The 23,687-nt window shown below is 70.6% G+C and carries 19 protein-coding genes and 3 pseudogenes; 19 read left to right on the top strand and 3 right to left on the bottom strand.

Features of this window, described 5'->3' with window-relative positions; translation table 11 throughout:
* Nucleotides 1-456 precede the first annotated feature (456 nt).
* The 5 genes from JL475_RS33860 (at nucleotide 457) to JL475_RS33840 (ending at nucleotide 4,933) form a co-directional block, all read left to right on the top strand.
* Nucleotides 457-1,569 carry an IS110 family transposase gene (locus JL475_RS33860; protein ID WP_307825245.1) on the top strand — a complete coding sequence of 371 codons (1,113 nt, stop codon included), beginning with the start codon at nucleotides 457-459 and terminating at the stop codon, nucleotides 1,567-1,569.
* 32 nt (nucleotides 1,570-1,601) lie between these two features.
* A complete protein-coding gene (locus JL475_RS33855) occupies nucleotides 1,602-2,897 on the top strand; it encodes an alpha/beta fold hydrolase (protein ID WP_202282046.1) in 1,296 nt (431 codons plus the stop codon).
* 57 nt (nucleotides 2,898-2,954) lie between these two features.
* Nucleotides 2,955-3,590 (top strand): MBL fold metallo-hydrolase, encoded by a 636-nt coding sequence (locus JL475_RS33850; RefSeq protein WP_202282045.1) that lies wholly within the window; start codon nucleotides 2,955-2,957, stop codon nucleotides 3,588-3,590.
* Between the two features lie 58 nt (nucleotides 3,591-3,648).
* Nucleotides 3,649-4,428, top strand: a complete 780-nt coding sequence (locus JL475_RS33845) for an exodeoxyribonuclease III (protein ID WP_202282044.1) — start codon at nucleotides 3,649-3,651, stop codon at nucleotides 4,426-4,428.
* 94 nt (nucleotides 4,429-4,522) lie between these two features.
* Nucleotides 4,523-4,933, top strand: a complete 411-nt coding sequence (locus JL475_RS33840) for a DUF6278 family protein (RefSeq protein WP_202282043.1) — start codon at nucleotides 4,523-4,525, stop codon at nucleotides 4,931-4,933.
* Nucleotides 4,934-5,261: 328 nt separating this feature from the next.
* On the opposite strand, the pseudogene JL475_RS33835 reads toward JL475_RS33840, so the two are convergent.
* Nucleotides 5,262-5,750: pseudogene (locus JL475_RS33835) on the bottom strand (hypothetical protein); the annotation flags it as partial.
* Nucleotides 5,751-6,431: 681 nt separating this feature from the next.
* Between JL475_RS33835 and JL475_RS33830 the strand changes: the two are divergent.
* Genes JL475_RS33830 through JL475_RS33800 form a run of 7 tightly spaced genes read left to right on the top strand, consistent with a single transcriptional unit; the run spans nucleotide 6,432 to nucleotide 11,878 of the window.
* Nucleotides 6,432-6,734 (top strand): urease subunit gamma, encoded by a 303-nt coding sequence (locus JL475_RS33830; protein ID WP_202282042.1) that lies wholly within the window; start codon nucleotides 6,432-6,434, stop codon nucleotides 6,732-6,734.
* Between the two features lie 8 nt (nucleotides 6,735-6,742).
* A complete protein-coding gene (locus JL475_RS33825) occupies nucleotides 6,743-7,108 on the top strand; it encodes an urease subunit beta (protein WP_202282041.1) in 366 nt (121 codons plus the stop codon).
* Between the two features lie 14 nt (nucleotides 7,109-7,122).
* Complete coding sequence (locus JL475_RS33820) at nucleotides 7,123-8,844, top strand: urease subunit alpha (RefSeq protein WP_202282047.1); 1,722 nt, start codon at nucleotides 7,123-7,125, stop codon at nucleotides 8,842-8,844.
* A gap of 2 nt (nucleotides 8,845-8,846) precedes the next feature.
* Nucleotides 8,847-9,542 (top strand): urease accessory protein UreF, encoded by a 696-nt coding sequence (locus JL475_RS33815; protein WP_202282038.1) that lies wholly within the window; start codon nucleotides 8,847-8,849, stop codon nucleotides 9,540-9,542.
* The gene (gene ureG / locus JL475_RS33810) at nucleotides 9,532-10,236 is read left to right on the top strand and encodes an urease accessory protein UreG (protein ID WP_307825244.1); all 705 of its coding nucleotides are present in this window, start codon (nucleotides 9,532-9,534) and stop codon (nucleotides 10,234-10,236) included. Before JL475_RS33815 ends, ureG begins: the two co-directional genes overlap by 11 nt.
* A complete protein-coding gene (locus JL475_RS33805; protein ID WP_202282035.1) occupies nucleotides 10,233-11,009 on the top strand; it encodes an urease accessory protein UreD in 777 nt (258 codons plus the stop codon). Before ureG ends, JL475_RS33805 begins: the two co-directional genes overlap by 4 nt.
* Nucleotides 11,006-11,878 carry an urea transporter gene (locus JL475_RS33800; protein ID WP_202282034.1) on the top strand — a complete coding sequence of 291 codons (873 nt, stop codon included), beginning with the start codon at nucleotides 11,006-11,008 and terminating at the stop codon, nucleotides 11,876-11,878. Before JL475_RS33805 ends, JL475_RS33800 begins: the two co-directional genes overlap by 4 nt.
* Nucleotides 11,879-12,212: 334 nt before the next feature.
* Here the strand turns inward: JL475_RS33800 and JL475_RS33795 are convergent.
* A pseudogene (locus JL475_RS33795) lies at nucleotides 12,213-12,560 on the bottom strand (hypothetical protein); the annotation flags it as partial.
* Nucleotides 12,561-12,712: 152 nt separating this feature from the next.
* Between JL475_RS33795 and ggt the strand changes: the two are divergent.
* The gene (gene ggt, locus JL475_RS33790) at nucleotides 12,713-14,533 is read left to right on the top strand and encodes a gamma-glutamyltransferase (protein WP_202282033.1); all 1,821 of its coding nucleotides are present in this window, start codon (nucleotides 12,713-12,715) and stop codon (nucleotides 14,531-14,533) included.
* Nucleotides 14,534-14,637: 104 nt separating this feature from the next.
* Here the strand turns inward: ggt and JL475_RS33785 are convergent, their stop codons facing one another.
* Nucleotides 14,638-17,238, bottom strand: a complete 2,601-nt coding sequence (locus JL475_RS33785; protein WP_202282032.1) for an ATP-dependent Clp protease ATP-binding subunit — start codon at nucleotides 17,236-17,238, stop codon at nucleotides 14,638-14,640.
* Between the two features lie 288 nt (nucleotides 17,239-17,526).
* Here JL475_RS33785 and JL475_RS41345 point away from each other — a divergent pair, with 288 nt between their 5' ends.
* From JL475_RS41345 to JL475_RS33760, 6 genes and pseudogenes are all read left to right on the top strand, one after another.
* A complete protein-coding gene (locus JL475_RS41345) occupies nucleotides 17,527-17,661 on the top strand; it encodes a hypothetical protein (RefSeq protein WP_272933009.1) in 135 nt (44 codons plus the stop codon).
* A 195-nt stretch (nucleotides 17,662-17,856) separates the two neighbouring features.
* Nucleotides 17,857-18,699, top strand: coding sequence for a nitrilase-related carbon-nitrogen hydrolase (locus JL475_RS33780; RefSeq protein WP_109379848.1), 843 nt, complete (start codon nucleotides 17,857-17,859; stop codon nucleotides 18,697-18,699).
* Entirely contained in the window at nucleotides 18,696-19,982 is a 1,287-nt protein-coding gene (locus JL475_RS33775; RefSeq protein ID WP_109379849.1) for an aspartate aminotransferase family protein, read from the top strand. The genes JL475_RS33780 and JL475_RS33775 overlap by 4 nt, the downstream gene beginning before the upstream one ends.
* 101 nt (nucleotides 19,983-20,083) lie before the next feature.
* A pseudogene (locus JL475_RS33770) lies at nucleotides 20,084-20,557 on the top strand (amidohydrolase family protein); the annotation flags it as partial.
* A 142-nt stretch (nucleotides 20,558-20,699) separates the two neighbouring features.
* Nucleotides 20,700-22,091 (top strand): dihydropyrimidinase, encoded by a 1,392-nt coding sequence (gene hydA / locus JL475_RS33765; protein ID WP_202282030.1) that lies wholly within the window; start codon nucleotides 20,700-20,702, stop codon nucleotides 22,089-22,091.
* A 43-nt stretch (nucleotides 22,092-22,134) separates the two neighbouring features.
* Nucleotides 22,135-23,148, top strand: coding sequence for a TIGR03842 family LLM class F420-dependent oxidoreductase (locus JL475_RS33760; protein WP_202282028.1), 1,014 nt, complete (start codon nucleotides 22,135-22,137; stop codon nucleotides 23,146-23,148).
* Nucleotides 23,149-23,687: the final 539 nt, after the last annotated feature.

Below are 23,687 nucleotides of genomic sequence, written 5' to 3'. Positions count from 1 at the left end.
AAGGCCAGAAGGGCCCCCAGGCGGAGAACATCCGCGTCGTCTGACCCCAGCGCCCGCACAGGCCCGGCACCCTCCACGGTGCCGGGCCCCGTGTCGGGCCGCGCGCTCACCCCGACGCCGAGCGCACCACCCCCACCCCGATGCTGCCGGCCCGCTCCCGCCCCGCCTCCGTCCGCTCCCTGGAGCGGTACGCCCGCCCCGGCGTCGACGCGGTCGCCGCCCACGGCGCCGCCTCCGACCCGGCCCGTCGGAGGGGCCGACCGCGGTCCCCTTCGGCCAGTCCTTGGCGGGCGCCCCCACGAGCCGGGGCTTATCTCTGCTGGTCAGCGGCGTGTAGCGGCTTCCGGGAGGCTCCACATCGGCGGTGGGCGTTACGGCTTCGCGCAGGGACTGCGCCCGCCGGGCCCGGTGGGCGGCCTGCCGACACGCAGGTCGGCAGAATCTTGCGTCGCGGCGGTGGCCGGGGCCGGGGACGAACCGGCGCCCGCAGGCCCGGCAGCGCCGGGAGACCTCGGCCGTGCGGCCCTCGATGAGGAGGAAGCCGAAGAGGTCCACGTCGCCGCCGTGGTCTCCCCGCTGGGGAAGGTCCTGGGCACCGAGTTCTTTCCGGCGAGGGCGGCCGGCTACCGCCGGCTGCTCGTCTGGGGCCGCAGGCTGGGGACGGTGCGCCGGGCCGGTGTGGAGGGCACCGGCACCTTCGGCGCGGGCCTGTCCCGCCACCTGCTGGCCCAGCAGATCCAGGTGTACGAGGTGAATCGGCCCGACCGCTCGGCCCGCCGGCTGCTGGGGAAGTCGGACCCGCTCGATGCGCAGGCCGCCGCGCGGGCCGTGCTCAGCGGTCGCGCCCGGCCCCGGGCCAAATCCGGCGACGGTCCGGTGCGCAGCGCCCGGATGTTCAAACTCGCCAAGGACTCCGCGGTCAAGGCTCGCACCCAGGCGATCAACCAGCTCAAGGCCGTCCTGGTCATAGCCGATCCCGCCCTGCGGGAGCGGCTGTCCGGCCTGGGCAACCGCGAGCTGTTCCGTACCTGCGCGCGCCTCAGCCCGCTCGGCGGCGAAGACGGCGGGGGCGACGAGGACGCGGTGGCCCAGGCCACCCATATGACCCTGGGCATGCTCGCCGAGCGCATCGAACAGCTCACCGGGCAGATCGATGAGCTGAACCGGCGCCTGACCCGGCTCGTCGAACGCCACGCCCCACAGCTGCTGACACCGGTGGGTATCGGCCCGGACAGCGCCGTCACTCTTTTGATCACCATGGGAGACAACCCCGAGCGGCTGACCACCGAGGCGTCCTTTGCCGCTTTGTGCGGAGTCAGTCCCGTCGAGTACTCCTCGGGCCGGCGGAGCTCGCGCCGGCTCAACCAGGGCGGCGACCGGCAGGCCAACGCCGCCCTGCACCGCATCGTGTTCATCCGGCTGCGCCACGACCCGCGCACCCAGGCGTACTACGAACGCCGCACCAAGGAGGGCAAGACCCGACGTGAGATCATCCGATGCCTCAAGCGATATGCCGCCCGAGAGGTGTTCAACCTGGTCAGGACGGATATCCAACGTCCCCTGTTATAGGGGCGTCCGTGAGACGTGAGAAGGTTTGGGGCGTGAGTGAGACACCACCGAACACCCTGCAATACCGCTTCGACGGGCCGGAAGACGCCCCTGTCCTGATCCTGGCTCCCTCACTGGGTACCACCTGGCACATGTGGGACCGGCAGATCCCCGAGCTGACGAAGCAGTGGCGGGTGTTCCGGTTCGACCTGCCGGGGCACGGAGGGGCCCCCGCCTACCCGGCGGGATCGGTCGGCGATCTCACCGCGCGGCTGCTCGCCACCCTCGAGGGCCTCGGTGTGCAGCGCTTCGGCTACGCCGGCTGCGCGTTCGGCGGCGCGATCGGCCTCGAACTGGCCCTGCGGCACCCCGAGCGCGTCGCCTCCCTCGCGCTGATCGCCGCCTCGCCCCGGTTCGGCACCGCCGACGAGTTCCGCCAGCGCGGGGTGATCGTCCGGACCAACGGGCTCGACCCGATCGCCCGCACCTCGCCCGACCGCTGGTTCACCAGCGGCTTCGCGGCCGCGCAGCCCGCGATCACCGAATGGGCCGTGCAGATGGTGCGCACCACCGACCCGGGGTGCTACATCGCCGCCTGCGAGGCCCTCGCCTCGTTCGACGTGCGGGCCGAACTCGGCAGCGTCGGCGTGCCGACCCTGGTGCTGGTCGGCTCGGACGACCAGGTCACCGGCCCCGCCGAGGCCCGCACGCTGGTCGCCGGCGTGCCGGACGCCCGGCTGGCCGTCGTGCCCGGCGCCTCCCACCTGGTGCCGGTGGAGCAGCCCGCCGCGGTCACCGACCTGCTGGTCCGGCACTTCTCCACCGCCTGGCAGCCCGCCTTCGAGTCCGTCACCGGGCAGACCGCCCTGCCCGCCGTCCCGGACCAGGCCGCGCGGGCGGTGGTGCCGCCGCAGGGCGGGCCCGTCGCCGAGATCGCCGCCGCCGTCCCGCCGCAGGCCCAGGGCAGGCCCGACCCGTACGAGACCGGGATCAAGGTCCGCCGGGAGGTGCTGGGCGACGCGCACGTCGACCAGGTACTGGCGCAGACCGACGACTTCTCGGGCGACTTCCAGGAGTTCGTCACCCGCTCCGCCTGGGGCGAGGTCTGGGACCGGCCCGGCCTCGACCGGCGCACCCGCAGCTGCGTCACCCTCACCGCCCTGGTCGCCGGCGGCCACCTGGAGGACCTCGCCGTCCATACCCGGGCGGCCCTGCGCAACGGCCTCACCCCGGGGGAGATCAAGGAGGTCCTGCTCCAGGCGGCCGTCTACTGCGGCCTCCCCGCGGCGAACAGCGCGTTCCGGGTGGCCCAGCAGGTCGTCCGGGAGGAGACCACCCCCCAGGAGTGAGCACCGGTGAGCACCGGGCACCCCGCGCGGAAGGGGGCGCGGGGGCATCATGGGCTCATGAGGCTCACGAAGAAGTCGCACTCCTGCGTCCGCCTGGAGAAGGACGGCCGCACCCTCGTCGTCGACCCCGGTGGGTTCAGCGAGGAGGACGCCGCGCTCGGCGCGGACGTCATCCTGGTCACGCACGAGCATCCCGACCACTTCGACGAGGGCCGGCTGAGGGCCGCCCTGGAGGCCGACCCGGCCGCGGCGGTCTGGACCCTGAAGTCCGTCGCGGAGCAGCTCTCGGCCGCGTTCCCGGGCCGGGTGCACACCGTCGGGCACGGCGACGCGTTCACCGCCGCGGGCTTCGACATCCAGGTGCACGGCGAGCTGCACGCCGTGATCCACCCGGACATCCCGCGCGTCACCAACGTCGGCTACCTCGTCGACGGCGGGGCCCTCTTCCACCCCGGCGACGCCCTCACCGTCCCCGACCACCCCGTCCGGACGCTGATGCTCCCGGTCATGGCCCCCTGGAACAAGATCTCGGAGGTCATCGACTACGTCCGCGAGGTCCGGCCGGAGCGCGCCTACGACATCCACGACGCCCTGCTCACCGATCTGGCCCGCCCGATCTACGACCGCCAGATCGGCGAGCTCGGCGGCTCGGAGCACCTGAGGCTGGCCCCCGGGGCGACGGCCGAACTGTGAGCCGAGGGCGCCCACCGCCGGGCGGGCATTGTCGGTGGTGCCGGGTAGGTTGTGAGACATGCGCATCGCCACCTGGAACGTGAACTCGATCACCGCCCGCCTGCCCAGGCTCTTGGCCTGGTTGGAGAGCAGCGGCACGGACGTGCTGTGCCTCCAGGAGGCCAAGGTCGCCGAGGAGCGGTTCCCGGCCGAGGAACTGCGCGAGCTGGGCTACGAGTCCGCGGTGAACGCGACCGGCCGGTGGAACGGCGTGGCGGTGCTCTCCCGCGTGGGCCTCGAGGACGTCGTCAAGGGCCTGCCCGGCGATCCGGGGTACGACGGTGCCGTGGAGCCCCGCGCCGTCTCCGCGACCTGCGGCCCGGTCCGCGTCTGGTCGGTGTACGTGCCCAACGGCCGCGAGGTGGACCACCCCCACTACGCGTACAAACTGCGGTGGTTCGAGGCGCTGAAGGCGGCCGTGGCCGGTGACGCGGCGGGCGGCCGCCCCTTCGCGGTGCTCGGCGACTACAACGTGGCGCCGACCGACGACGACGTCCACGACATCGCCGCCTTCGAGGGCGCCACCCACGTCACCCCCGCCGAGCGCGCTGCCCTGGCCTCCCTGCGCGAGACGGGCCTGTCCGACGTCGTCCCGCGCCCGCTGAAGTACGACCACCCGTTCACGTACTGGGACTACCGCCAGCTCGGCTTCCCCAAGAACCGCGGCATGCGCATCGACCTGGTGTACGGCAACGAGCCGTTCGCCAAGGCCGTTTCCGACGCGTACGTCGACCGTGAGGAGCGCAAGGGCAAGGGCGCCTCGGACCACGCGCCGGTCGTGGTGGACCTCGACGTGTAGGGCCCCGGGACAGGCCCCGGTGTGGCGGCCTTCGGGGGAGGGGCCGACAGCGTGCCTGTGGTGCGGACGGCGGTACGAATGTCAGGCTGGGGGGATGAACATCCCTTTCCTGGGCAGCCGACGCGAGAAGCCGAAAGTCCGTGACTCCGAGGGCATCGCGGAACTCCTCGCCGAGTGCGAACTGCTGCGCTCCCAGGCCTCCCGTGCCGGAGTCCGACTGGACGACTCCCAGGCCTCGTTGGAGGCGCTGGACCAGCTGGTGCCCGGGAGCTGGCGGGACGACGAGGACACGCTGACCTGGCTGGGCAACGACGCCGGGCTCTATCTGGGCACCGTCATCGTGCGCACCGTGCCGGGAGCCGCCTGGAAGATCCGGTCCGACGGACAGCCCGTCGTACGGCTCGCCTCGGGGCGGGAGTTCGACGTCGTGGACTCCGGACACCAGTGGGCCGCCAGTGGGGTGCCCGAGTTGTCGCAGCTGTACGCCGAGGTCGCGGAGGCCTGACGCGTCCAGGACCATCGAGCAGCGAACTGGGTGACGCGGGGAAGTCCGTCCCGCCGGACCTCGACTACGATGTGCTCTCCAATCCGGTGGGGGAGGGGACTTCGCGGCCGGAGCGGGGACGCTGTCGCCGGGAGGGGCCCACCGCCCCACACCTGCGGATGGCGGTTCACATGAGCCAGTCCCGTCCGGCGGCAGTCGGAGATCACTGCTCGCGCGGTGGAGACGACCCGCACCACGGGCCGCCCACCGGCGGGAAGAAGGTCAGCTGCGCGCCGGACGGGTTGCGCCCGCTCACCGGCGGCTCAGAGCCCCGAACACCATGGGGGTCTCAGGACTTCTGCTCCTTCCTGCGTGAGCCGCGTGATCCGGGTGAAGCAGGTGAAGCAGGCACGGACGGCGGCTCCGCCGAGGGCGTCGAGGCGGCGGGCGCCGGCAGCGGGGTCTGCGCCGCGCGGGTCACATCCCCCACCAGGTCCACCACATCGGGGCCGTACGCCTGCGAGTTGATGACCTTCAGCAGCAGGACGAAGGAGTTCGAGCCGTGCTTGCGGGCCAACTGCTCGTGGTTGCGGGCGAGGTACCGGGTGGTGGCCTGGTTGGTGATCGCGCGCTGACCGCAGAACAGGAACACCGGCCGGGTGTCGCGCCGTTCACCGGCGGTGAGCCGGTCGAGCAGGACGTACTCGGTGACACCCGGTTCCATCCGGTAGAGCTCGGTGCCGATCCGGAAGGCGCCCCGGTCCGGGCCGGGCTCCGGACCCACGTTGATGCGCACCCCGGGCAGCATCGCCGCCATGTGTGCCACCATCCGCCGGTTCGGACGCGGTCCAAGAGTCCCGCCTTGAACTCAGTTTCATGACAGGCGCTTGACCTGCGCACACTACGAGGCTCTCGCTTCGGCGGAGCCTTCGTCATGAGAACGGAGGAGCCATGAGCAACGGCAACTGCTGGTTCAACAGGGGCGGGGCGGCGGTCGAGGGGTACCCCTGCCTGGCGTACGGCGCGAGCGGATGAGCCGTGCGCTCCTGATCACAAGCTGATCGTCCTGCCGCACGTTTCCTCGTCCATGACCTGGACCGGGATGCTCTTCTGAAGGTCACGGGTGTTTTCGTTCAGACTCTTGGCACGTCGGCCGGAGGAGTTGCGATCACTCTCGACCGTCGGCCACGACGTAGTGGAGTTCCGCTTCAGAGCCGCTCACTCACTCCGACGCCGGGACAAACGCCCGGATCAGGTGGGAGGCCGTACACGACTTCCCTGGACGCAACCGCTGGCCTGTCGTACTGCAACCGGCGCCGTCGGCATTCCGTGCCCGGCTACTTCACACCGGCCGAGTTCGAACAACAGCTGATCGCATCACGTACGCCGGCGCTCGTCGAATGAAACCTCGTGTCCACTCCCGGGGATCAACCTCAGAACGACCTCAGCCCCTTCAAGAATGACAAGTACTCGGGCAGCTTCAAGTTGCGGACATCTCTCGCGGTACTAAAAAGGAACCATGCATCTGTCACCGCAGGAGCAGGAAAAGCTTCTGGTTTGCGTTGCCGCCCAACTCGCCCGCAGTCGGCTGGAGCGAGGGGTGCGACTGAATTACCCGGAAGCGATCGCGCTGATCACCGAGCACGTCGTCGAGGGAGCTCGTGATGGGCGCAGCGTGTCCGAGCTGATGTCCAGTGGTCGCCACGTTCTCGGACGTGAGCAGGTCATGGAAGGTGTCCCGGAGATGATCGACGACGTGCAGGTCGAGGCGACCTTCCCGGATGGAACCAAGCTGGTCACCGTCCACTCGCCGATCGCTTAGGAGGGCCCGTGCTGCCAGGAGAGATCATTCCCGCGGACGAAGCCGTGCCGTTGAACCCCGGACGTGTCCGCACGCGGGTCCGCGTGGTGAACCACGCGGACCGGCCGGTGCAGGTCGGCTCGCACTACCACTTCGCCGCCACCAATCCTGAGCTGGAGTTCGACCGCCAGGCCGCGTGGGGGCACCGACTGGACATTCCGGCCGGCACCGCCGTGCGCTTCGAGCCCGGCGTCGAGCGGGAGGTGATGCTGGTCCCCATCGCCGGGCTCCGCAGGATCCGGGGGCTGCGCTTGGAGTGGGCCGGTGACCTGGACAGCCGGGACCACCAACCGACCGAATTCGTCTATGGACGCAAGGGTGAAGGGCACCGATGACCTCGGACGAGAACATGCCGCAGATCGACCGTGCACGTTACGTCGAGTTGTTCGGCCCCAGTACCGGTGACCGGATACGCCTGGCCGACACCGACCTGTTCATCGAGGTCACCGAGGATCGCAGCCTGGGGCCGCACGGTTCCGGCGACGAGTCCGTGTTCGGCGGCGGCAAGGTGGTCCGCGAGTCGATGGGGCAGTCGATGGCGATCCGCGCCGAGGGCACGGCGGACGTGGTCATCACCGGCGCTGTGATCCTGGACCACTGGGGGGTGGTCAAGGCCGATGTCGGCATCCGCGACGGACGCATCGTCGGCATCGGCAAGGCAGGCAACCCGAACGCTGCCGACGGCATCGATCCGGCGCTGGTGATCGGTCCGTCGACGGAGATCATCACGGGAAACGGCCGGATCCTCACCGCCGGGGCGGTCGACTGCCACGTTCACTTCATCGATCCCCGATCGATCGACGTCGCGCTGGCTTCGGGAACGACGACACTGATCGGTGGCGGTACCGGGCCGGCAGACGGCTCCAGGGCGACCACGGTGACGCCGGGCGACTGGAACATCGGGCGTATGCTGCAGGCCCTCGACGGCGTCCCGATGAACATCCTGCTGCTTGGCAAGGGCAACACCATGCGCGGCGAAGCACTGACCGAGCAGCTGCGCGGGGGCGCCGGGGGCCTGAAGCTGCACGAGGACTGGGGATGCACCCCCGCGGTGATCGACAACGCCTTGCGCATCGCGGAGGAATCCGGTGTGCAGATCGCGATCCACAGCGACACCCTCAACGAGTCCGGATTCCTCGAGTCCACCCTGGAGGCCATCAACGGCCGGTCGATCAACGCGTTCCACACCGAGGGCGCCGGCGGGGGGCACGCACCAGACATCATCCGGGTCGCCTCCGAGCCGTACATCCTTCCGTCGTCGACGAACCCGACCCTCCCGCACACCGTGAACACGATCGACGAGCACCTCGACATGCTCATGGTGTGCCACCACCTGAAGCCGTCGATTCCGGAAGACCTGGCCTTCGCCGAAAGCCGTATCCGACCGACCACGATCGCTGCCGAGGACGTGCTGCACGACGTGGGCGCGATCTCCATGGTCAGTTCCGACGGGCAGGCCATGGGGCGCATCGGCGAGGTCGTCATGCGCACCTGGCAGACCGCACACGTCATGAAACGGCATCGGGGTTCGCTTCCGGGCGACGACCGCGCGGACAACATGCGTGCCCGCCGGTACATCGCCAAATACACGATCAACCCGGCGATCACGCACGGCATCCAGGACTCGGTCGGTTCGGTCGAAGTCGGCAAGATCGCCGACCTGGTGCTGTGGGAACCGAAGTTCTTCGGCGTCAAGCCCCACATGGTCCTCAAGGGCGGATTCGCCGCGCGGGCCGCACTGGGCGATGCCAACGCCTCGATCCCCACACCGCAGCCGGTGTTCTCGCGTCCGATGTTCGGGTCGTTCCTGAAGCCGGCCGCGGCGAGCAGCGTGCACTTCGTCGCCCCGACAGCGCTGGACGCCGAGCTCCCCGAACGGCTGCGTCTGTTCCGCAGGCTCGTCGGTGTCACCAGCACCCGCTCCACCACCAAGGCCGACCTGCCGCTCAACGACGCCACCCCGGACATCCGGGTGGACCCGGACAGTTTCGCGGTGCGCATCGACGGGGAACTCGTCGAACCGGATCCGGTCTCGGAGCTGCCGATGGCGCAGCGCTACTTCCTGTTCTGACCATGTCGTGCTCGCCGGCCATGCTGGCCCTTGCCGACGCTCGTTTTCCGGGTGGTGGCCACGTGCACTCGGGCGGGGTGGAGGAAGCCGTGCACCGAGGTCTGGTCACCGACCCCGGAGGACTGCGGGAGTTCCTGTTCGGACGGCTGCAGAGCGCGGGTCGCCTGGCCGCGGTGTTCGCCGCCGCATCCGCTCACGCAGCCGGCGCGGGAGCCGACGGCCAGCACTGGCGGCGGCTGGACTCCGAGATCGACGCGCGCACGCCGTCCCCTGCGCAGCGCGAGGCGTCCCGCGCGCAGGGGCGCGGGACCGCGCGTGCCGGTCGTGTCGCCTGGCCCTCGGCAGCGCTCGACGCGTTGCTGGCGGTGTCCACGAGACCGCACCACCCGGTTGTCATCGGTGCTCTCCTGGGGGGCGCGCGTGTCGGCACACCGCGGGAGGCCGCCGCTGTGGCGGCGTACCTGTCGGTCAGCGGCCCCGCTTCGGCCGCCGTGCGGCTGCTGGGCCTCGATCCCTTCGCCGCGAACGCCGCCGTGGCCGCACTCGGGCCGGATCTCGAACGCATCACCGAGTACGCCGCTTCCGTGGCCGGACACGACCCGGCCGCTCTGCCCGCGGTGGGCGCTCCCGCGCTCGATCTGCTGGCGCAGGCCCACCGACGACACCATGGAGACGAGGTGCGGCTCTTTGCCAGCTGACCGCAATCATCAGCACGACCACGGCCACCGGCACCCGGCGAACTTCGATCCGACCGCGCCGGAACCAGACCCTTTCGGCTCTGCGCCCACCGCGGGACGCCCGCTCCGCATCGGGCTGGGCGGCCCGGTCGGAAGCGGGAAAACCGCACTGGCCGCCGCCCTGTGCCGCTCCCTCGGCGCCGATGTCGACCTCGCCGTGGTCACCAACGACATCTACACGACCGAGGACGCCGACTTCCTGCGGCATGCCGGTGTCCTCGACCCGGACCGGATCGAGGCCGTGCAGACCGGGGCCTGCCCGCACACCGCGATCCGCGACGACATCACGGCCAACCTCGACGCCGTCGAACGCCTGGAGCAGCGCCACCCTGGTCTGCGCCTGATCCTGATCGAAAGCGGCGGCGACAACCTGACGGCAGTGTTCAGCCGCGGGCTGGCCGACGCCCAGATCTTCGTCGTGGACGTCGCCGGAGGTGACAAGGTGCCCCGCAAGGGCGGTCCCGGCGTGACCACGGCTGACCTGCTGGTCATCAACAAGATCGACCTGGCTGAGCGGGTCGGTGCGGACATGGCGGTCATGACCGCCGACGCGCACCGAATGCGCGGCGGGCTTCCGGTGATCACCCAATCGCTGACCGACACCCCCGAAGCGCCCGAGGTGACGGCCTGGGTCCGAGAACAGTTGACGCGATGAAGGCCCGCGCGCACCTGACCGTGGAGCTCGACTCGCGGGGCCGCAGCGTCGTCCGGGAGCTGACCTCGGCCTCGCCGCTGACCCTGATGCCCCGACGCGGGGCCGTCCGACCTGCCGCGGGACCGACGGATCGGGCGGTGGTGCACCTGGTCAACTCGGCAATATCCCCACTCGGCGGAGACGAGCTGGACCTGCGGGTGCGGGTCGGAGCGGGTGCGCGCCTGCTGCTGCGCGGTGTCGCCGCCACACTGGTGCTGCCCGGCCACCGCCGGGGCGGCAGCCGCAGCACCGTGCATGTCGAGGTCGCCGAGGGCGGCACCCTCGAGTACCTGCCGGAACACACCGTCGTGACCGCCTGCGCCGAGCACGAGGCCGAGTTCCGGGCGGAGCTGGCGCAGGATGCGCTCGTGCGCTGCCGCGAGGTACTGGTACTCGGGCGCAGCGGTGAGCGTCCCGGTTCGCTGCGGACCAGCACGCACGTCACGCGCGGGGAAGCACCGCTGGTGCGGCAGACACTCGAACTCGGGAACTCCCGCCTGGAGGCCAGCGCCGGCTATCTCGCCGGGGCACGGGTGGTGGCCACCGAATCCGTGGTCTGGAAGAACGACCCGGTGGCGCCGACGAGCGGCGAATGGTGGTCGTTGACCCCGCTGGCCGCCGGCGGGGCGACGGCCACCGCCCTGGCTCCCGACGCGGTGACCGCACAGCACCGGCTGACCGAAGCCCTTCGGACGCACCCGGACGGGAAGGAGCTCACGGAGGAGCATTGGTGAACACGAAGACGCCCCCACCGGAACATCGCAAGGCCCTCGGCCTCGAGGCATTGCAGGGGATCCTTCGCGGAGTCGCGCAGGTGTACCTGCAGAACAACACGCTCACCGGTGTGCTGTTCCTGGCGGGGCTGTTCGTCTCCGGCCCGGTCGCCGGGATGTGCGCACTGCTCGGAAGCGCGGTCGGGGCCGCTACCGCCGCGCTGTTGCGGGTACCGGCTGAGCGGATCGGGCAGGGGCTCTACGGCTTCAATTCCGTCCTGGTCGCCCTGGGAGCCGCCGGCTCGTTCCGTCCACTGTGGCTCACCGTGCTCGCCGCTGTCGGGGGAGCGGCGACAGCCGCGCTGCTCACGCACGTCGCCCGGTACTTTCTGCGCGTACCGGCCTACACTGCGCCCTTCGTGTTCACCTACTGGCTACTGGAGTACCTGGGTGAGTTCAGGCACTGGCCTTCGGCACCACCGTCCCACCCGACGCTCGGACTGGGCATCTTCGCCAGTGGGGCCGAGGTCTTCCTCGTGACGGGTCTGCTGCCGGGCCTGTTCGTCCTCGCCGGACTCGCGGTTTCACGGTGGACCCTGGCAGTGGGAGCCTTCGCAGCCGCACTGGCCACGTACGGAATCGTGCAGGCAGTTCCGCTGTTCCCGGCCAACGAGATCACCACCGGCGTCTACGGCTTCAACGCCGTGCTCGTCGTGGTGGGCATGCTCAGCACCGGCAGAGGATGGCGAGCATGCGTCCTCGCCGTTCCCGCTGTGCTGCTGTTGCAGGCCGGGATCGAAGCGGTTCAACTCACTCCGGCCACGTTTCCCTTCGTGCTGGCGATGTGGTGTGCCGACCTCTGGCGTGCTCGCTCGGAGCACGAGGAGTGACCAAGCGTGAGAAGCCGTTGTCCTATCGGGCACGGTGGGCACTGGTTCGGAGTGCGGGTCTGCCCGGGTGCGGACCTCGTGTGCGGAGTTGTCTGCGGCCCGGGCCGTGTCCGTGGCCTGGTAGCGGTCGAAGACCCTCGTGTCCCCTGAGGCGCAGACCTCGAGGAACTCGCGGTCCCAGGCCGGGTTGAGGTCCTGGATGACGCCCTCTCCCGGGGATCAACCTCAATCAGAACCACGCCAGGGAAGCAGACAGCGACCTCCACGGCGCCCCTGGAAACTCCTCGGCATCGCGCACGACGGCGAGGCACCCCCCTACATGCCCTGCATGACGGAGAACGCGACCGTTCGACGCGGGTCCTCCCACGCAGAACTCCGTGCGCTCGCCGAAACCCTGGTGGGCCGCGTCCTGCGTGACCACCTGCACGTGCGCCCCGCAGTCCTTGATCAGTGCCGAGAGCTCGAGCAGCGAGAACACGTCGAAACGGTGCACGGCCGGCTCCGCCGTGGCAGGATCGCGGTTGACGACGAGGAGCGACTCGGAGTTCTCCGGCAGTCCGAAGAAGGCCTGCTTGCGCCGGAGTCTGCGCTTCCACAGGGAGGTACGGGCGATCCAGCCCAATGCGGCGAAGAGGCCGGAGGCGACCACACCCAGAACGATGTCGCGTACGTCGTCACTCATGGGCGCGCATGCTATGGGGCTCGAGCGAACCCACGTTCGAGATGTTCGGAGAACGAGCGTCCGAAAGGCCGCGGCGGCGCGCCCCGTGACCTTCCTGATGTGGGCATGGCGATGAATGCGGCTGCGCGAACGGCCCTTCAACGGAGGTGCGAATGCGTCATCGTGTCGGACGGAAGCTCACGGTCGCGGCGGTCGCCGCCATCGTGGTCTCGTCGGGAGCGGCAGCGCCGTCACCGGCAGCCACGCAGGGCGGTGGGCCCGGCCTGCCCCCCGCCAAGACCCCGGTGGCCGTCGGACACGGAGGCGCGGTCTCCAGCGTCGACGCCGACGCCACCGCCGCCGGGATCGAGGTCCTCAGGAAGGGCGGGAACGCCGTCGACGCGGCCGTCGCCACCGCCGCCGCGCTCGGCGTCACCGAGCCCTACTCGGCCGGCATCGGCGGAGGCGGCTACTTCGTCCACTACGACGCCCGCTCCCGCACCGTGCACACGATCGACGGACGCGAGACCGCCCCGCTGACCGCCGACTCCGGCCTCTTCCTGGAGAACGGCGCGCCGATCCCCTTCGCCGAGGCCGTCAGCAGCGGCCTCGGTGTCGGCACCCCCGGCACGCCGGCCACCTGGCAGCGGGCGCTGGACACGTGGGGCAGCAAACGGCTCGACGCGGTCCTGGGGCCCGCCGAGCGGCTCGCCCGCGACGGCTTCACCGTCGACGAGACCTTCCGCGCGCAGACCGCCGCCAACGAGACCCGCTTCCGCCACTTCCCCGACACCGTCGAGCTGTTCCTGCCGGGCGGCCGGCTCCCGGTGGTCGGTTCCACCTTCAAGAACCCCGATCTCGCCCGCACCTACGCGGAGTTGCGCCGCGAGGGCGTCGACGCGCTGTACCGGGGCGGCATCGGCCGGGACATCGTGAACACGGTCGACGAGCCGCCCGTGGACCCGGACTCCGGCTGGAACGCCCGCCCCGGCCAGTTGTCCACCCGGGACCTCGCCGCCTACCGCGCCAAGTCCCAACCGCCCACGAAGACGTCGTACCGCGGTCTGGACGTCTACTCCGTCGCGCCCTCTTCCTCCGGCGGCACCACGGTCGGCGAGGCCCTCAACATCCTGGAGCGGACCGACCTCTCCCGGGCCGACGACGCCGGCTACCTGCACCGCTTCATCGAGGCGAGCCGCATCGCGTTCGCGGACCGGGGGCGCTGGCTCGGCGACCCCGCCTTCGAGGACGTCCCCACGAAGGAACTGCTCTCCCAGCGGTACGCCGACTCCCGCGAGTGCCTCATCGAGGACGACGCGGTCCTCACCAGCCCGCTCGCCCCCGGCGACCCGCGCGACCCCGCGCCCTGCGCGGCAGGAGGCACCGCGGCCCCGACGACGTACGAGGGTGAGAGCACCACGCACCTCACCACCGCCGACCGGTGGGGCAACGTCGTCGCCTACACCCTCACCATCGAGCAGACCGGCGGCAGCGGCATCACCGTGCCCGGCCGCGGCTTCCTGCTCAACAACGAGCTGACGGACTTCTCCTTCGCCCCGGCGAACCCGGCCGTGCACGACCCGAACCTGCCGGGCCCCGGCAAACGGCCCCGGTCCTCGATCGCCCCGACGATCGTGCTCGACCGGCACGACCGGCCGGTGGTGGCGCTCGGTTCGCCCGGTGGTTCGACCATCATCACCACTGTGCTGCAGACCCTCACCGGGTTCCTCGACCGAGGTCTGCCGCTGGTCGACGCGATCGCCGCGCCGCGCGCCAGCCAGCGCAACACGGCCCGCACGGACCTCGAACCCGGCCTGTACGACAGCGCGCTGCGGCGGAAACTGGAGGCGATCGGGCACTCGTTCCAGGAGAACCCGGAGATCGGCGCGACCACCGCTGTGCAGCGGATGCCGGACGGCCGATGGCTCGCCGCGGCGGAGAAGACCCGCCGGGGCGGCGGTTCCGCGATGGTCGTGCACCCGGAGCGCCGGTGACGTGATGCCCCGGTGACACGGTGGCCCGGTGACGCGGCCCGTGGGCCGGGAACGGCGCCCTCCGGCGCGGTGAGCGAGGGCCGAAGGGGCGTCCGGCCCACCGCTCACCGCCCGGAAGCCGGCGCCTCCCCGGGCCCGTCGGGCTCGGGACCGACGGACTCGGCGCCGGCCTCGTCCCTCGCCCCGGTCCGGAACGTGAGGTTCCCGGCCGCCGTGTCCACCGTCACCCGGTCGCCGCCCCGGACACTGCCGTCCAGCAGCAGCCGGGACAGCTGGTTGTCGACCTCGCGCTGGATGGTGCGGCGCAACGGTCGGGCCCCGTACTCGGGCTGATGGCCGCGCTGCGCCAGCCAGTCCACGGCGGCGTCGGTGAACTCGACCGTGACGCCCTGACCCCGCAGGCCGCGTCGCGTCCCCTCCAGCAGCAGATCGGTGATCTGCCGCAGCTCCACGGCGGTGAGCTGGCGGAAGACCACCACCTCGTCGATCCGGTTGAGGAACTCGGGCCGGAAGTGCTCCCGCAGCGGCCGCAGGATCTGCTCGCGCCGCGCCTCCTCGTCCGCCTCCGCGCCGCCCGTCGCGAAGCCCAGCGTCGCACCGCGCCGGGTGATCGCCTCGGAACCGAGATTGCTGGTCATCACGATGACGGTGTTGCTGAAGTCCACCGTCCGGCCCTGCGAGTCGGTCAGCCGGCCGTCGTCGAGGACCTGGAGCAGGATGTTGAACACGTCCGGGTGGGCCTTCTCCACCTCGTCGAGGAGCAGCAGCGAGTACGGATGCCTGCGCACCACCTCGGTCAGCTGCCCCGCCTCCTCGTGGCCGACGTACCCGGGCGGGGCGCCGACCAGTCGGCTGACCGTGTGCCGCTCCTGGTACTCGCTCATGTCGAGGCGGACCATCCGGTCCTCGCTGCCGAACAGGGCCTCGGCCAGCGCCCGGGCCAGCTCCGTCTTGCCGACGCCGGTCGGCCCGAGGAACAGGAAGCTGCCGATCGGCCGGTCGGGGCTGGCGAGCCCGGCCCGGGAGCGCAGCACCGCGTCCGAGACCGCCCGCACCGCCTCGTCCTGGCCGATGACCCGCTGGTGCAGGTGCTCCTTGAGGCCCAGCAGCCGGTCCTTCTCCTCCTCGGTGAGCCTGCTGACCGGGACGCCGGTCTGCCGGGAGACCACCTCCGCGATCGCCTCGGCGTCCACCACCAGACTCTGTCCCTCGTCCACCTGGCCCTCACCGCCGGCATCGGCGATCCGCTCCTTCAGCTCGCCGATGCGGTCGCGCAACTGCGTCGCCTGCTCGTACTTCTCGTCGGCGACCGCCTGGTCCTTGTCGTAGGTCAGCTGCTCCAGCTCCCGCTCCATGGCGCGTACGTCCGTGCCCTTGGTCCGGGCCCGCAGCCGAATCCGGGCGCCGGCCTGGTCGATCAGGTCGATCGCCTTGTCCGGCAGGCGGCGCTCGCTGAGGTAGCGGTCGGACAGCTCCACGGCCGCCACCAGCGCCTCGTCGGTGTAGCGGACCTGGTGGTGGGCCTCGTACCGGTCGCGCAGTCCGCGCAGGATCGCGACCGTGTCCGCGGGCGTGGGTTCCGGCACCATGACCGGCTGGAAGCGGCGGGCCAGCGCCGCGTCCTTCTCGATCCGCCGGTACTCCTCCAGCGTGGTCGCGCCCACGATGTGCAGCTCGCCGCGGGCCAGCGCCGGCTTGAGGATGTTGCCGGCGTCCATCGAACCGCCCTCGCCGCCGCCCCCGGCGCCCACGACGGTGTGCAGCTCGTCGATGAAGACGATCAGCCGGTCGGAGTGGGCGCGGATCTCGTCGACGATGGTGTTCAGCCGCTCCTCGAAGTCGCCCCGGTAGCGGGTACCGGCGACCACGCCCGGCAGGTCGAGGGAGACCACCCGCCGGGTCATGAGCACGTCGGGCACGTCCCCGTCGGCGATCCGCTGCGCCAGCCCCTCCACCACGGCGGTCTTGCCGACGCCCGCGTCACCGATCAGCACCGGATTGTTCTTGCCGCGCCGGGAGAGCACCTCGACGGTCTGCTCGATCTCCTCCTCCCGCCCGATCACCGGGTCGATCCGGCCCTCGTGGGCCAGCTCGGTCAGGTCACGGCCGTACTTGTCCAGCGTCGGCGTGCCCGTCGCGGGGCGGGGCCGCTCGGTGCGCGGCTGTGCGGCGTCCGGCACGTCGGGCGGCAGCGGCATCCCGGGGGAGGTGAAATGGGCCGAGTTCAGGATGTGCCCGGCAGCCGAGTCGGGGTTGGCGGCCAGGGCGCTGAGGACGTGCTCCGGGCCGATGTAGCCGGCCCCGGTCGACCGGGCCATGTCGTGGGCGTCCAGCAGGGCCCGTTTGACGGCGGGGGTCAGCGAGAGCGAGGTCGGCGGCGGGGCGTCGTCCGGCCCGTGCTGGACGGGGCCGGACCGTTCGTCGATCTCCGCCGCCAGCGAGTCGGGATCCGTGCCCGTCCGGCTGATCAGGTCGCGGGTCGGCTCGGTGGCGAGCGCGGCGCGCAGCAGGTGCTGGGTGTCCAGGTCCCGGCTGCCGTGCTCGGCGGCGTACTGCGCGGCGCCGCGCACCAGCTCCCTGGCCGGCTGGCTCAGCAGCCGGCCGATGTCGATCTGCCGGGGGCGCGGCCCGCCGAAGAAGCGTGCGAGGAATTCTCCGAAGGGGTCCGGGCCGTAGCCCTGCGGACCCGTGAACCCGCTGCTCATGGACATCCGTTCCGGCGCCCCCGCGGGATTCCCCTGGGCCGGGCGGAACCGGGAACCCGAAGGAGCCCCGGGGCGCGCTCACTGCTCGACGTACGGTCCGGACGCGGGTGCCCGGCCGTCTCCCGGTTACACCCGTGCGTGTCCCCGCGGTGCGTAGGGTGCCCGCACGGTGTGCGTGTGGCGTGTGTGTGCTGCCTGCGGCGCGCTCGTAGAACACCTTCGCACGATCGCTTCGGCGCAGCACCTCGGAAGCGGGCCGGGCGGGCCCCCACCCCGGCGTTCTTCACGGTGGCCGCCCTCGCCCGCGTGCTCGACCTGTCGATGGACGAGCTGGTGGGCCGCTGTGCCCCGGCCGCACCGCTCGCCGTGCCGCCCGCGGTGCCCTCCGCCCCGCCGCCCGTCGTGCCGTCGGTCGCTGCCTGAGCCCGGGGTCGGGCCTGGGACGGAGCCCGGGACCGGGCCCGGGACGGGGACTCACCCACCGGGGTGCGAATCATGATCGACCCTGCGGGTTGACGGCGATGGTCTTGGCAAGGCCGCCCGGGAGGCTTACGTTCGTCCCTCTACGACCGTTTCTACGGGCGTAGAGGCGCTGACGTCGCGTCGAAGGAGTAGCTCATGGCACACGTCGTACGAGCCGCCCTGGTCCAGGCCACCTGGACCGGCGACACGGAGTCCATGGTGGCGAAACACGAGGAGCACGCCCGCGAGGCGGCCCGGCAGGGTGCGAAGATCATCGGGTTCCAGGAGGTCTTCAACGCCCCCTACTTCTGCCAGGTCCAGGACGCCGAGCACTACCGCTGGGCCGAACCCGTGCCCGACGGGCCGACCGTCCGCCGGATGCGGGAACTGGCCCGCGAGACCGGCATGGTGATCGTCGTGCCGGTGTTCGAGGTCGAGCAGTCGGGGTTCTACTACAACACCGCGGTCGTGATCGACGCCGACGGCACCGTCCTCGGCAAGTACCGCAAGCACCACATCCCCCAGGTCAAGGGGTTCTGGGAGAAGTTCTACTTCAAGCCCGGCAACCTCGGCTGGCCCGTCTTCGACACCGCCGTCGGCAAGGTCGGCGTCTACATCTGCTACGACCGCCACTTCCCGGAGGGCTGGCGACAACTCGGGCTGAACGGCGCCCAGTTGGTCTACAACCCGTCGGCCACGCACCGCGGCCTCTCGTCCTACCTCTGGCAGCTGGAACAGCCGGCCGCGGCCGTCGCCAACGAGTACTTCGTCGCTGCGATCAACCGGGTGGGCCAGGAGGAGTACGGGGACAACGACTTCTACGGAACCTCGTACTTCGTCGACCCCCGTGGCCAGTTCGTCGGCGACGTCGCCAGCGACAGCAAGGAGGAACTCGTGGTCCGGGACCTCGACTTCGACCTCATCGAGGACGTGCGGCAGCAGTGGGCGTTCTACCGCGACCGCCGCCCCGACGCCTACGAGGGGCTGGTGCGGCCGTGACCGACGACCTGCTGGGCCGCCACCGCTCCGTGCTCCCCGACTGGCTCGCCCTCTACTACGAGGAGCCCATCGAGATCACCCACGGCGAGGGCCGCCACGTCTGGGACTCCGCGGGCAACCGGTACCTCGACTTCTTCGGCGGCATCCTCACCACCATGACCGCCCACGCCCTGCCCGAGGTGACGAAGGCGGTCGCCGAGCAGGCCGGGCGGATCATCCACTCCTCCACCCTCTACCTCGACCGGCAGATGGTCGAACTCGCCGAACGAGTGGCCCAGTTGAGCGGCATCCCGGACGCCCGGGTCTTCTTCACCACCTCCGGCACCGAGGCGAACGACACCGCCCTGCTGCTCGCCACCACCTACCGGCGCGGCAACTCGGTCCTGGCGATGCGCAACAGCTACCACGGCCGCTCCTTCAGCGCGGTCGGCGTCACCGGCAACCGCGGCTGGTCCCCGACCTCGCTGTCCCCGCTGCAGACCCTGTACGTGCACGGCGGCGTGCGCACCCGGGGCCCGTACGCGTCGCTCGGCGACGACGACTTCATCGCGGCCTGCGTCGACGACCTCAAGGACCTGCTCGGCCACACCCGCCCGCCCGCAGCACTGATCGCCGAACCGATCCAGGGCGTCGGCGGCTTCACCTCACCGCCCGACGGGCTGTACGCGGCGTTCCGCGAGGTGCTGAACGCACACGGCATCCTGTGGATCTCCGACGAGGTGCAGACCGGATGGGGCCGCACCGGCGACCATTTCTGGGGCTGGCAGGCCCACGCCCGAAGCGGCCCGCCCGACATCGTGACCTTCGCCAAGGGCATCGGCAACGGCATGTCCATCGGCGGTGTCATCGCCCGCGCCGAGATCATGAACTGCCTGGACGCCAACAGCATTTCGACGTTCGGCGGCACCCAGGTCACCATGGCGGCCGGCCTGGCCAATCTCACCTACCTGCTGGAGCACGACCTCCAGGGCAACGCCCGGCGGGTCGGCGGCATGCTCCTCGAACGCCTGCGGGCCGTCGCCGCCCAGGTGCCCGCGGTACGGGAGGTGCGCGGGCGCGGGCTGATGATCGGCGTCGAGCTGACGAAACCGGGCACCGACGAGGCCGACCCGCAGGCCGCCTCCGCCGTGCTGGAGGCCGCCCGCCGGGGCGGACTGCTCATCGGCAAGGGCGGCGGCCACAACACCAGCGCCCTGCGTATCGCCCCACCGCTGTCCCTCAGCGTGGCGGAGGCCGAGGAGGGAGCCGCGATCCTCGAACACGCGCTGCGGAGCGCACTGTAGCGGCCCGTGGCGCCGGGCCCGGTCGCGGGGCGCGCGAGAACCGCGCGACCGGGCCCCGACGACCCGCACCTCTCCACCACAATCCAGCGGAGGGTCAACGCATGAGCCGTACCGTCATCCGTGGTGGCCTCGTCATCACCGCCTCCGACGAGATCCACGCCGACGTCCTGATCGAGGGCGGCCGCATCGCCGCCCTCGCCGCCTCCGGCACCCCGGCCGCCGCGTTCACCGACGGCCGGGTCATCGACGCCACCGGGAAGTACGTCATCCCGGGCGGCGTCGACGCCCACACCCACATGGAGCTGCCGTTCGGCGGCACATTCGCCTCCGACACCTTCGAGACCGGCACCCGGGCCGCCGCCCGGGGCGGCACCACCACCACCGTCGTCGACTTCGCGGTGCAGAGCGTCGGCCGCTCCCTGCGCGAGGGCCTGGACGCCTGGCACGCCAAGGCCGAGGGCAACTGCGCCGTCGACTACGGCTTCCACATGATCGTCTCCGACGTGAATCCGAAGACACTGAAGGAGATGGACCTTCTGGTGGAAGAAGGGATCACGTCGTTCAAGGATTTCATTCGGCCGCGTGACCAGAGGTTTTCTAGCGGAGTAGGCCGTGTGCCGTGCGAGATGGCGGCGTGAGGGGGCGGGTGGGCCGGGGCGTGGTCCCGGCCTGTGTCAGTGGTGGCGTGGTCGGCGGGTATGAAGGGATGGCTGGGAAATGACTCGGACTCTGATTACCGGTGGTCTTGTGATCACGGCCGCGGACGAGGTGCACGCGGATGTGCTGATCGAGCACGGCCGGGTGGTGGCGTTGGCGGCGCCGGGGACGCAGGAGTGGACGGCTGACCGTGTCATCGACGCGTCGCAGAAGTACGTGATCCCGGGCGGGGTCGACGCGCACACGCATATGGAGCTGCCGTTCGGTGGGACGTTCGCTTCGGACACGTTCGAGACGGGGACGCGGGCGGCGGCGTGGGGCGGGACGACGACGATCGTTGATTTCGCGGTGCAGTCAAAGGGCCATTCGCTGCAGGCCGGCCTGAATGCCTGGCTGGAGAAGGCGGACGGGAAGTGCGCGATCGACTACGCGTTCCACATGATCATGTCGGACGTGAACGAGGCGACGCTCAAGGAGATGCCGAAGCTCATCGAGCATGGCATTTCCTCGTTCAAATTGTTTATGGCCTATCCGGGGGTCTTTTATTCGGATGACGGCCAGATCCTGCGGGCGATGCAGGTTGCTGGTGACACGGCCGGTCTGATCATGATGCACGCGGAGAACGGCATCGCGATCGACGTCCTGGTGGAGCAGGCCCTGGCCCGCGGCGAGACCGATCCGCGCCATCACGGGGAGGTCCGCAAGACGCTCCTTGAGGCGGAGGCGACCCACCGGGCGATCCAGCTCGCCCGGGTGGCCGGCGCGCCGCTCTACGTCGTCCACGTCTCGGCCCAGGAGGCGGTGGCGGAGCTGGCGGCGGCGAGGGACATGGGGCTGCCGGTGTTCGGCGAGACCTGCCCGCAATACCTGTTCCTGTCGACGGACAATCTGGCGGAGCCGGACTTCGAGGGCGCCAAGTACGTGTGCTCGACGCCGCTGAGGCCGAAGGAGCATCAGGCGGCGCTGTGGCGGGGTCTGCGGACGAACGACCTCCAGGTGGTGTCGACGGATCACTGCCCGTTCTGCTTCGTGGGCCAGAAGGAGCTGGGCCGGGGCGACTTCTCGAAGATCCCCAATGGCCTGCCTGGCGTCGAGAACCGGATGGACCTGCTGCACCAGGCTGTCGTGGAAGGGCACATCTCACGCCGCCGCTGGATCGAGATCGCCTGTGCGACCCCGGCCCGGATGTTCGGCCTCTACCCGCAGAAGGGCACGATCGCGCCGGGCGCCGACGCCGACGTGGTGATCTACGACCCGCACGTCACCCAGACGCTCTCGGCCGAGACTCACCACATGAACGTCGACTATTCGGCGTACGAGGGGAGGACGGTGACCGGCCAGGTCGAGACCGTGCTCTCGCGGGGTGAGGTCGTCATCGACCAGCGCAAGTACGTCGGTCACGCCGGCCACGGCACGTTCGTCCCGCGCTCCACCTGCCAGTACCTGGGCTGACCCCCAGGACCTCCCCGCACCGATGTGAACTGGAGGTCCCGCGTTGGACTTCGGACTCGTCCTGCAGACCGACCCGCCGGCGTCGCAGGTCGTCGGGCTGATGCGCCGGGCGGAGCGCAACGGCTTCCGCTACGGCTGGACCTTCGACTCGGCCGTGCTGTGGCAGGAGCCCTTCGTCATCTACAGCCGGATCCTGGAACACACCACGAAGCTGCACGTGGGTCCGATGGTGACGAACCCCGGCACCCGCACCTGGGAGGTCACGGCCTCCACCTTCGCCACCCTCAACGACATGTTCGGCAACCGGACCGTCTGCGGCATCGGCCGCGGCGACTCCGCGATGCGGGTCGCCGGCCGCAAGCCCAACACCCTGGCCCGGCTCGGCGAGGCCATCGAGGTCATCCGCGACCTCGCCGAGGGCCGGGAGGCGCTGGTCGACGGGCAGCCGCTGCGGATCCCGTGGGTGAGGAACGGCAGGCTGCCCGTCTGGATGGCGGGGTACGGGCCGAAGGCGCTGGCCCTCGCCGGGCAGAAGGCCGACGGCTTCATCCTCCAGCTCGCCGACCCCTTCCTCACCGAATGGATGGTCAAGGCGGTACGGAAGGCGGCCCAGGACGCCGGCCGGGACCCCGACGCCCTCACGATCTGCGTCGCCGCGCCCGCATATGTCACGGCCGACGACTCGCCCGATGCCCTGGCGCACGCCCGGGACCAGTGCCGGTGGTTCGGCGGCATGGTCGGCAACCACGTCGCCGACCTCGTCGCCAAGTACGGCGAGCACTCCGCCATGGTCCCCGATGAGCTCACCACGTACATCAAGGACCGCCACGGCTACGACTACAGCCACCACGGCCGCGCCGACAACCCGTCCACCGACTTCGTCCCCGACGAGATCGTCGACCGTTTCTGCCTCCTCGGCCCCACCGAGGCCCACATCGACAAGCTCCGGCACCTCAAGGACCTGGGCGTCGACCAGTTCGCCGTCTACGACATGCACGACAACCGCGAAGCCACCATCGACGCCTACGGCACCGACATCATCCCCGCCCTTCGCTGACGAAGTTGTTCGGTCCAGGCACCGATGCAGCTGAACGGCGGCCATCGACCTGTTCCCGATGACGCATCATATGGAGTGCGTTGCCATCCTTGAACCGGCCGCGAAGGGCTCCTGAACTGCGATTTTGTCCGTGCGTATTATGTGCCGTGTGGGCGTTACAAGCGATATCTTGACGCTGAAATGACGCTCGTCTGGCGCTTTTTCTGATGGTGCGTCAGGTGGCTTCGGGGTGCAGAGTGAGGGGCTCGGGTGAGGGAGAGAAGCGCCTGAACGATCTGCTGCGAACCACGCGGCGACTGTCTCGGAAAGAGACAGCGAGGAGCCACGACGCGGTGATCGTGGAGACCGGCGCTCCATGGGGCCGTGCGCGTTCCGGCGCTCACGCTGTCTCCCCGAGGTGGGGAGGGTGCGGTTCGGCCCGATCGGTGCCAGGACTGAAGCGGATTGTGCGCCGCTTCGTGTTGAGAACCGTTCTCGAATCCGATGATCGTGAAGCGGTCTCTTGATCGTTTTGTGTGGAGTGGGCGGGGCGGGGCAGA

It is taken from the genome of Streptomyces sp. M2CJ-2 (genome assembly GCF_016757295.1).
In the GTDB taxonomy this organism is placed as follows: Bacteria; Actinomycetota; Actinomycetes; order Streptomycetales; family Streptomycetaceae; genus Streptomyces.
The sequence above is the reverse complement of the archived record's forward strand: the minus strand, read 5'-3'. Positions and strand labels throughout refer to the sequence as shown.

Excerpts from the sequence above, each read along its gene's own strand:
- JL475_RS33850 (WP_202282045.1), top strand. The coding sequence starts at position 2,955 with ATGAGGCTCACGAAGAAGTCGCACTCCTGCGTCCGCCTGGAGAAGGAC.
- JL475_RS33845 (WP_202282044.1), top strand. The coding sequence starts at position 3,649 with ATGCGCATCGCCACCTGGAACGTGAACTCGATCACCGCCCGCCTGCCC.
- JL475_RS33840 (WP_202282043.1), top strand. The coding sequence starts at position 4,523 with ATGAACATCCCTTTCCTGGGCAGCCGACGCGAGAAGCCGAAAGTCCGT.
- JL475_RS33830 (WP_202282042.1), top strand. The coding sequence starts at position 6,432 with ATGCATCTGTCACCGCAGGAGCAGGAAAAGCTTCTGGTTTGCGTTGCC.
- JL475_RS33820 (WP_202282047.1), top strand. The coding sequence starts at position 7,123 with ATGCCGCAGATCGACCGTGCACGTTACGTCGAGTTGTTCGGCCCCAGT.
- JL475_RS33815 (WP_202282038.1), top strand. The coding sequence starts at position 8,847 with ATGTCGTGCTCGCCGGCCATGCTGGCCCTTGCCGACGCTCGTTTTCCG.
- JL475_RS33805 (WP_202282035.1), top strand. The coding sequence starts at position 10,233 with ATGAAGGCCCGCGCGCACCTGACCGTGGAGCTCGACTCGCGGGGCCGC.
- ggt (WP_202282033.1), top strand. The coding sequence starts at position 12,713 with ATGCGTCATCGTGTCGGACGGAAGCTCACGGTCGCGGCGGTCGCCGCC.
- JL475_RS33785 (WP_202282032.1), bottom strand. The coding sequence starts at position 17,238 with ATGAGCAGCGGGTTCACGGGTCCGCAGGGCTACGGCCCGGACCCCTTC.
- JL475_RS33780 (WP_109379848.1), top strand. The coding sequence starts at position 17,857 with ATGGCACACGTCGTACGAGCCGCCCTGGTCCAGGCCACCTGGACCGGC.
- hydA (WP_202282030.1), top strand. The coding sequence starts at position 20,700 with ATGACTCGGACTCTGATTACCGGTGGTCTTGTGATCACGGCCGCGGAC.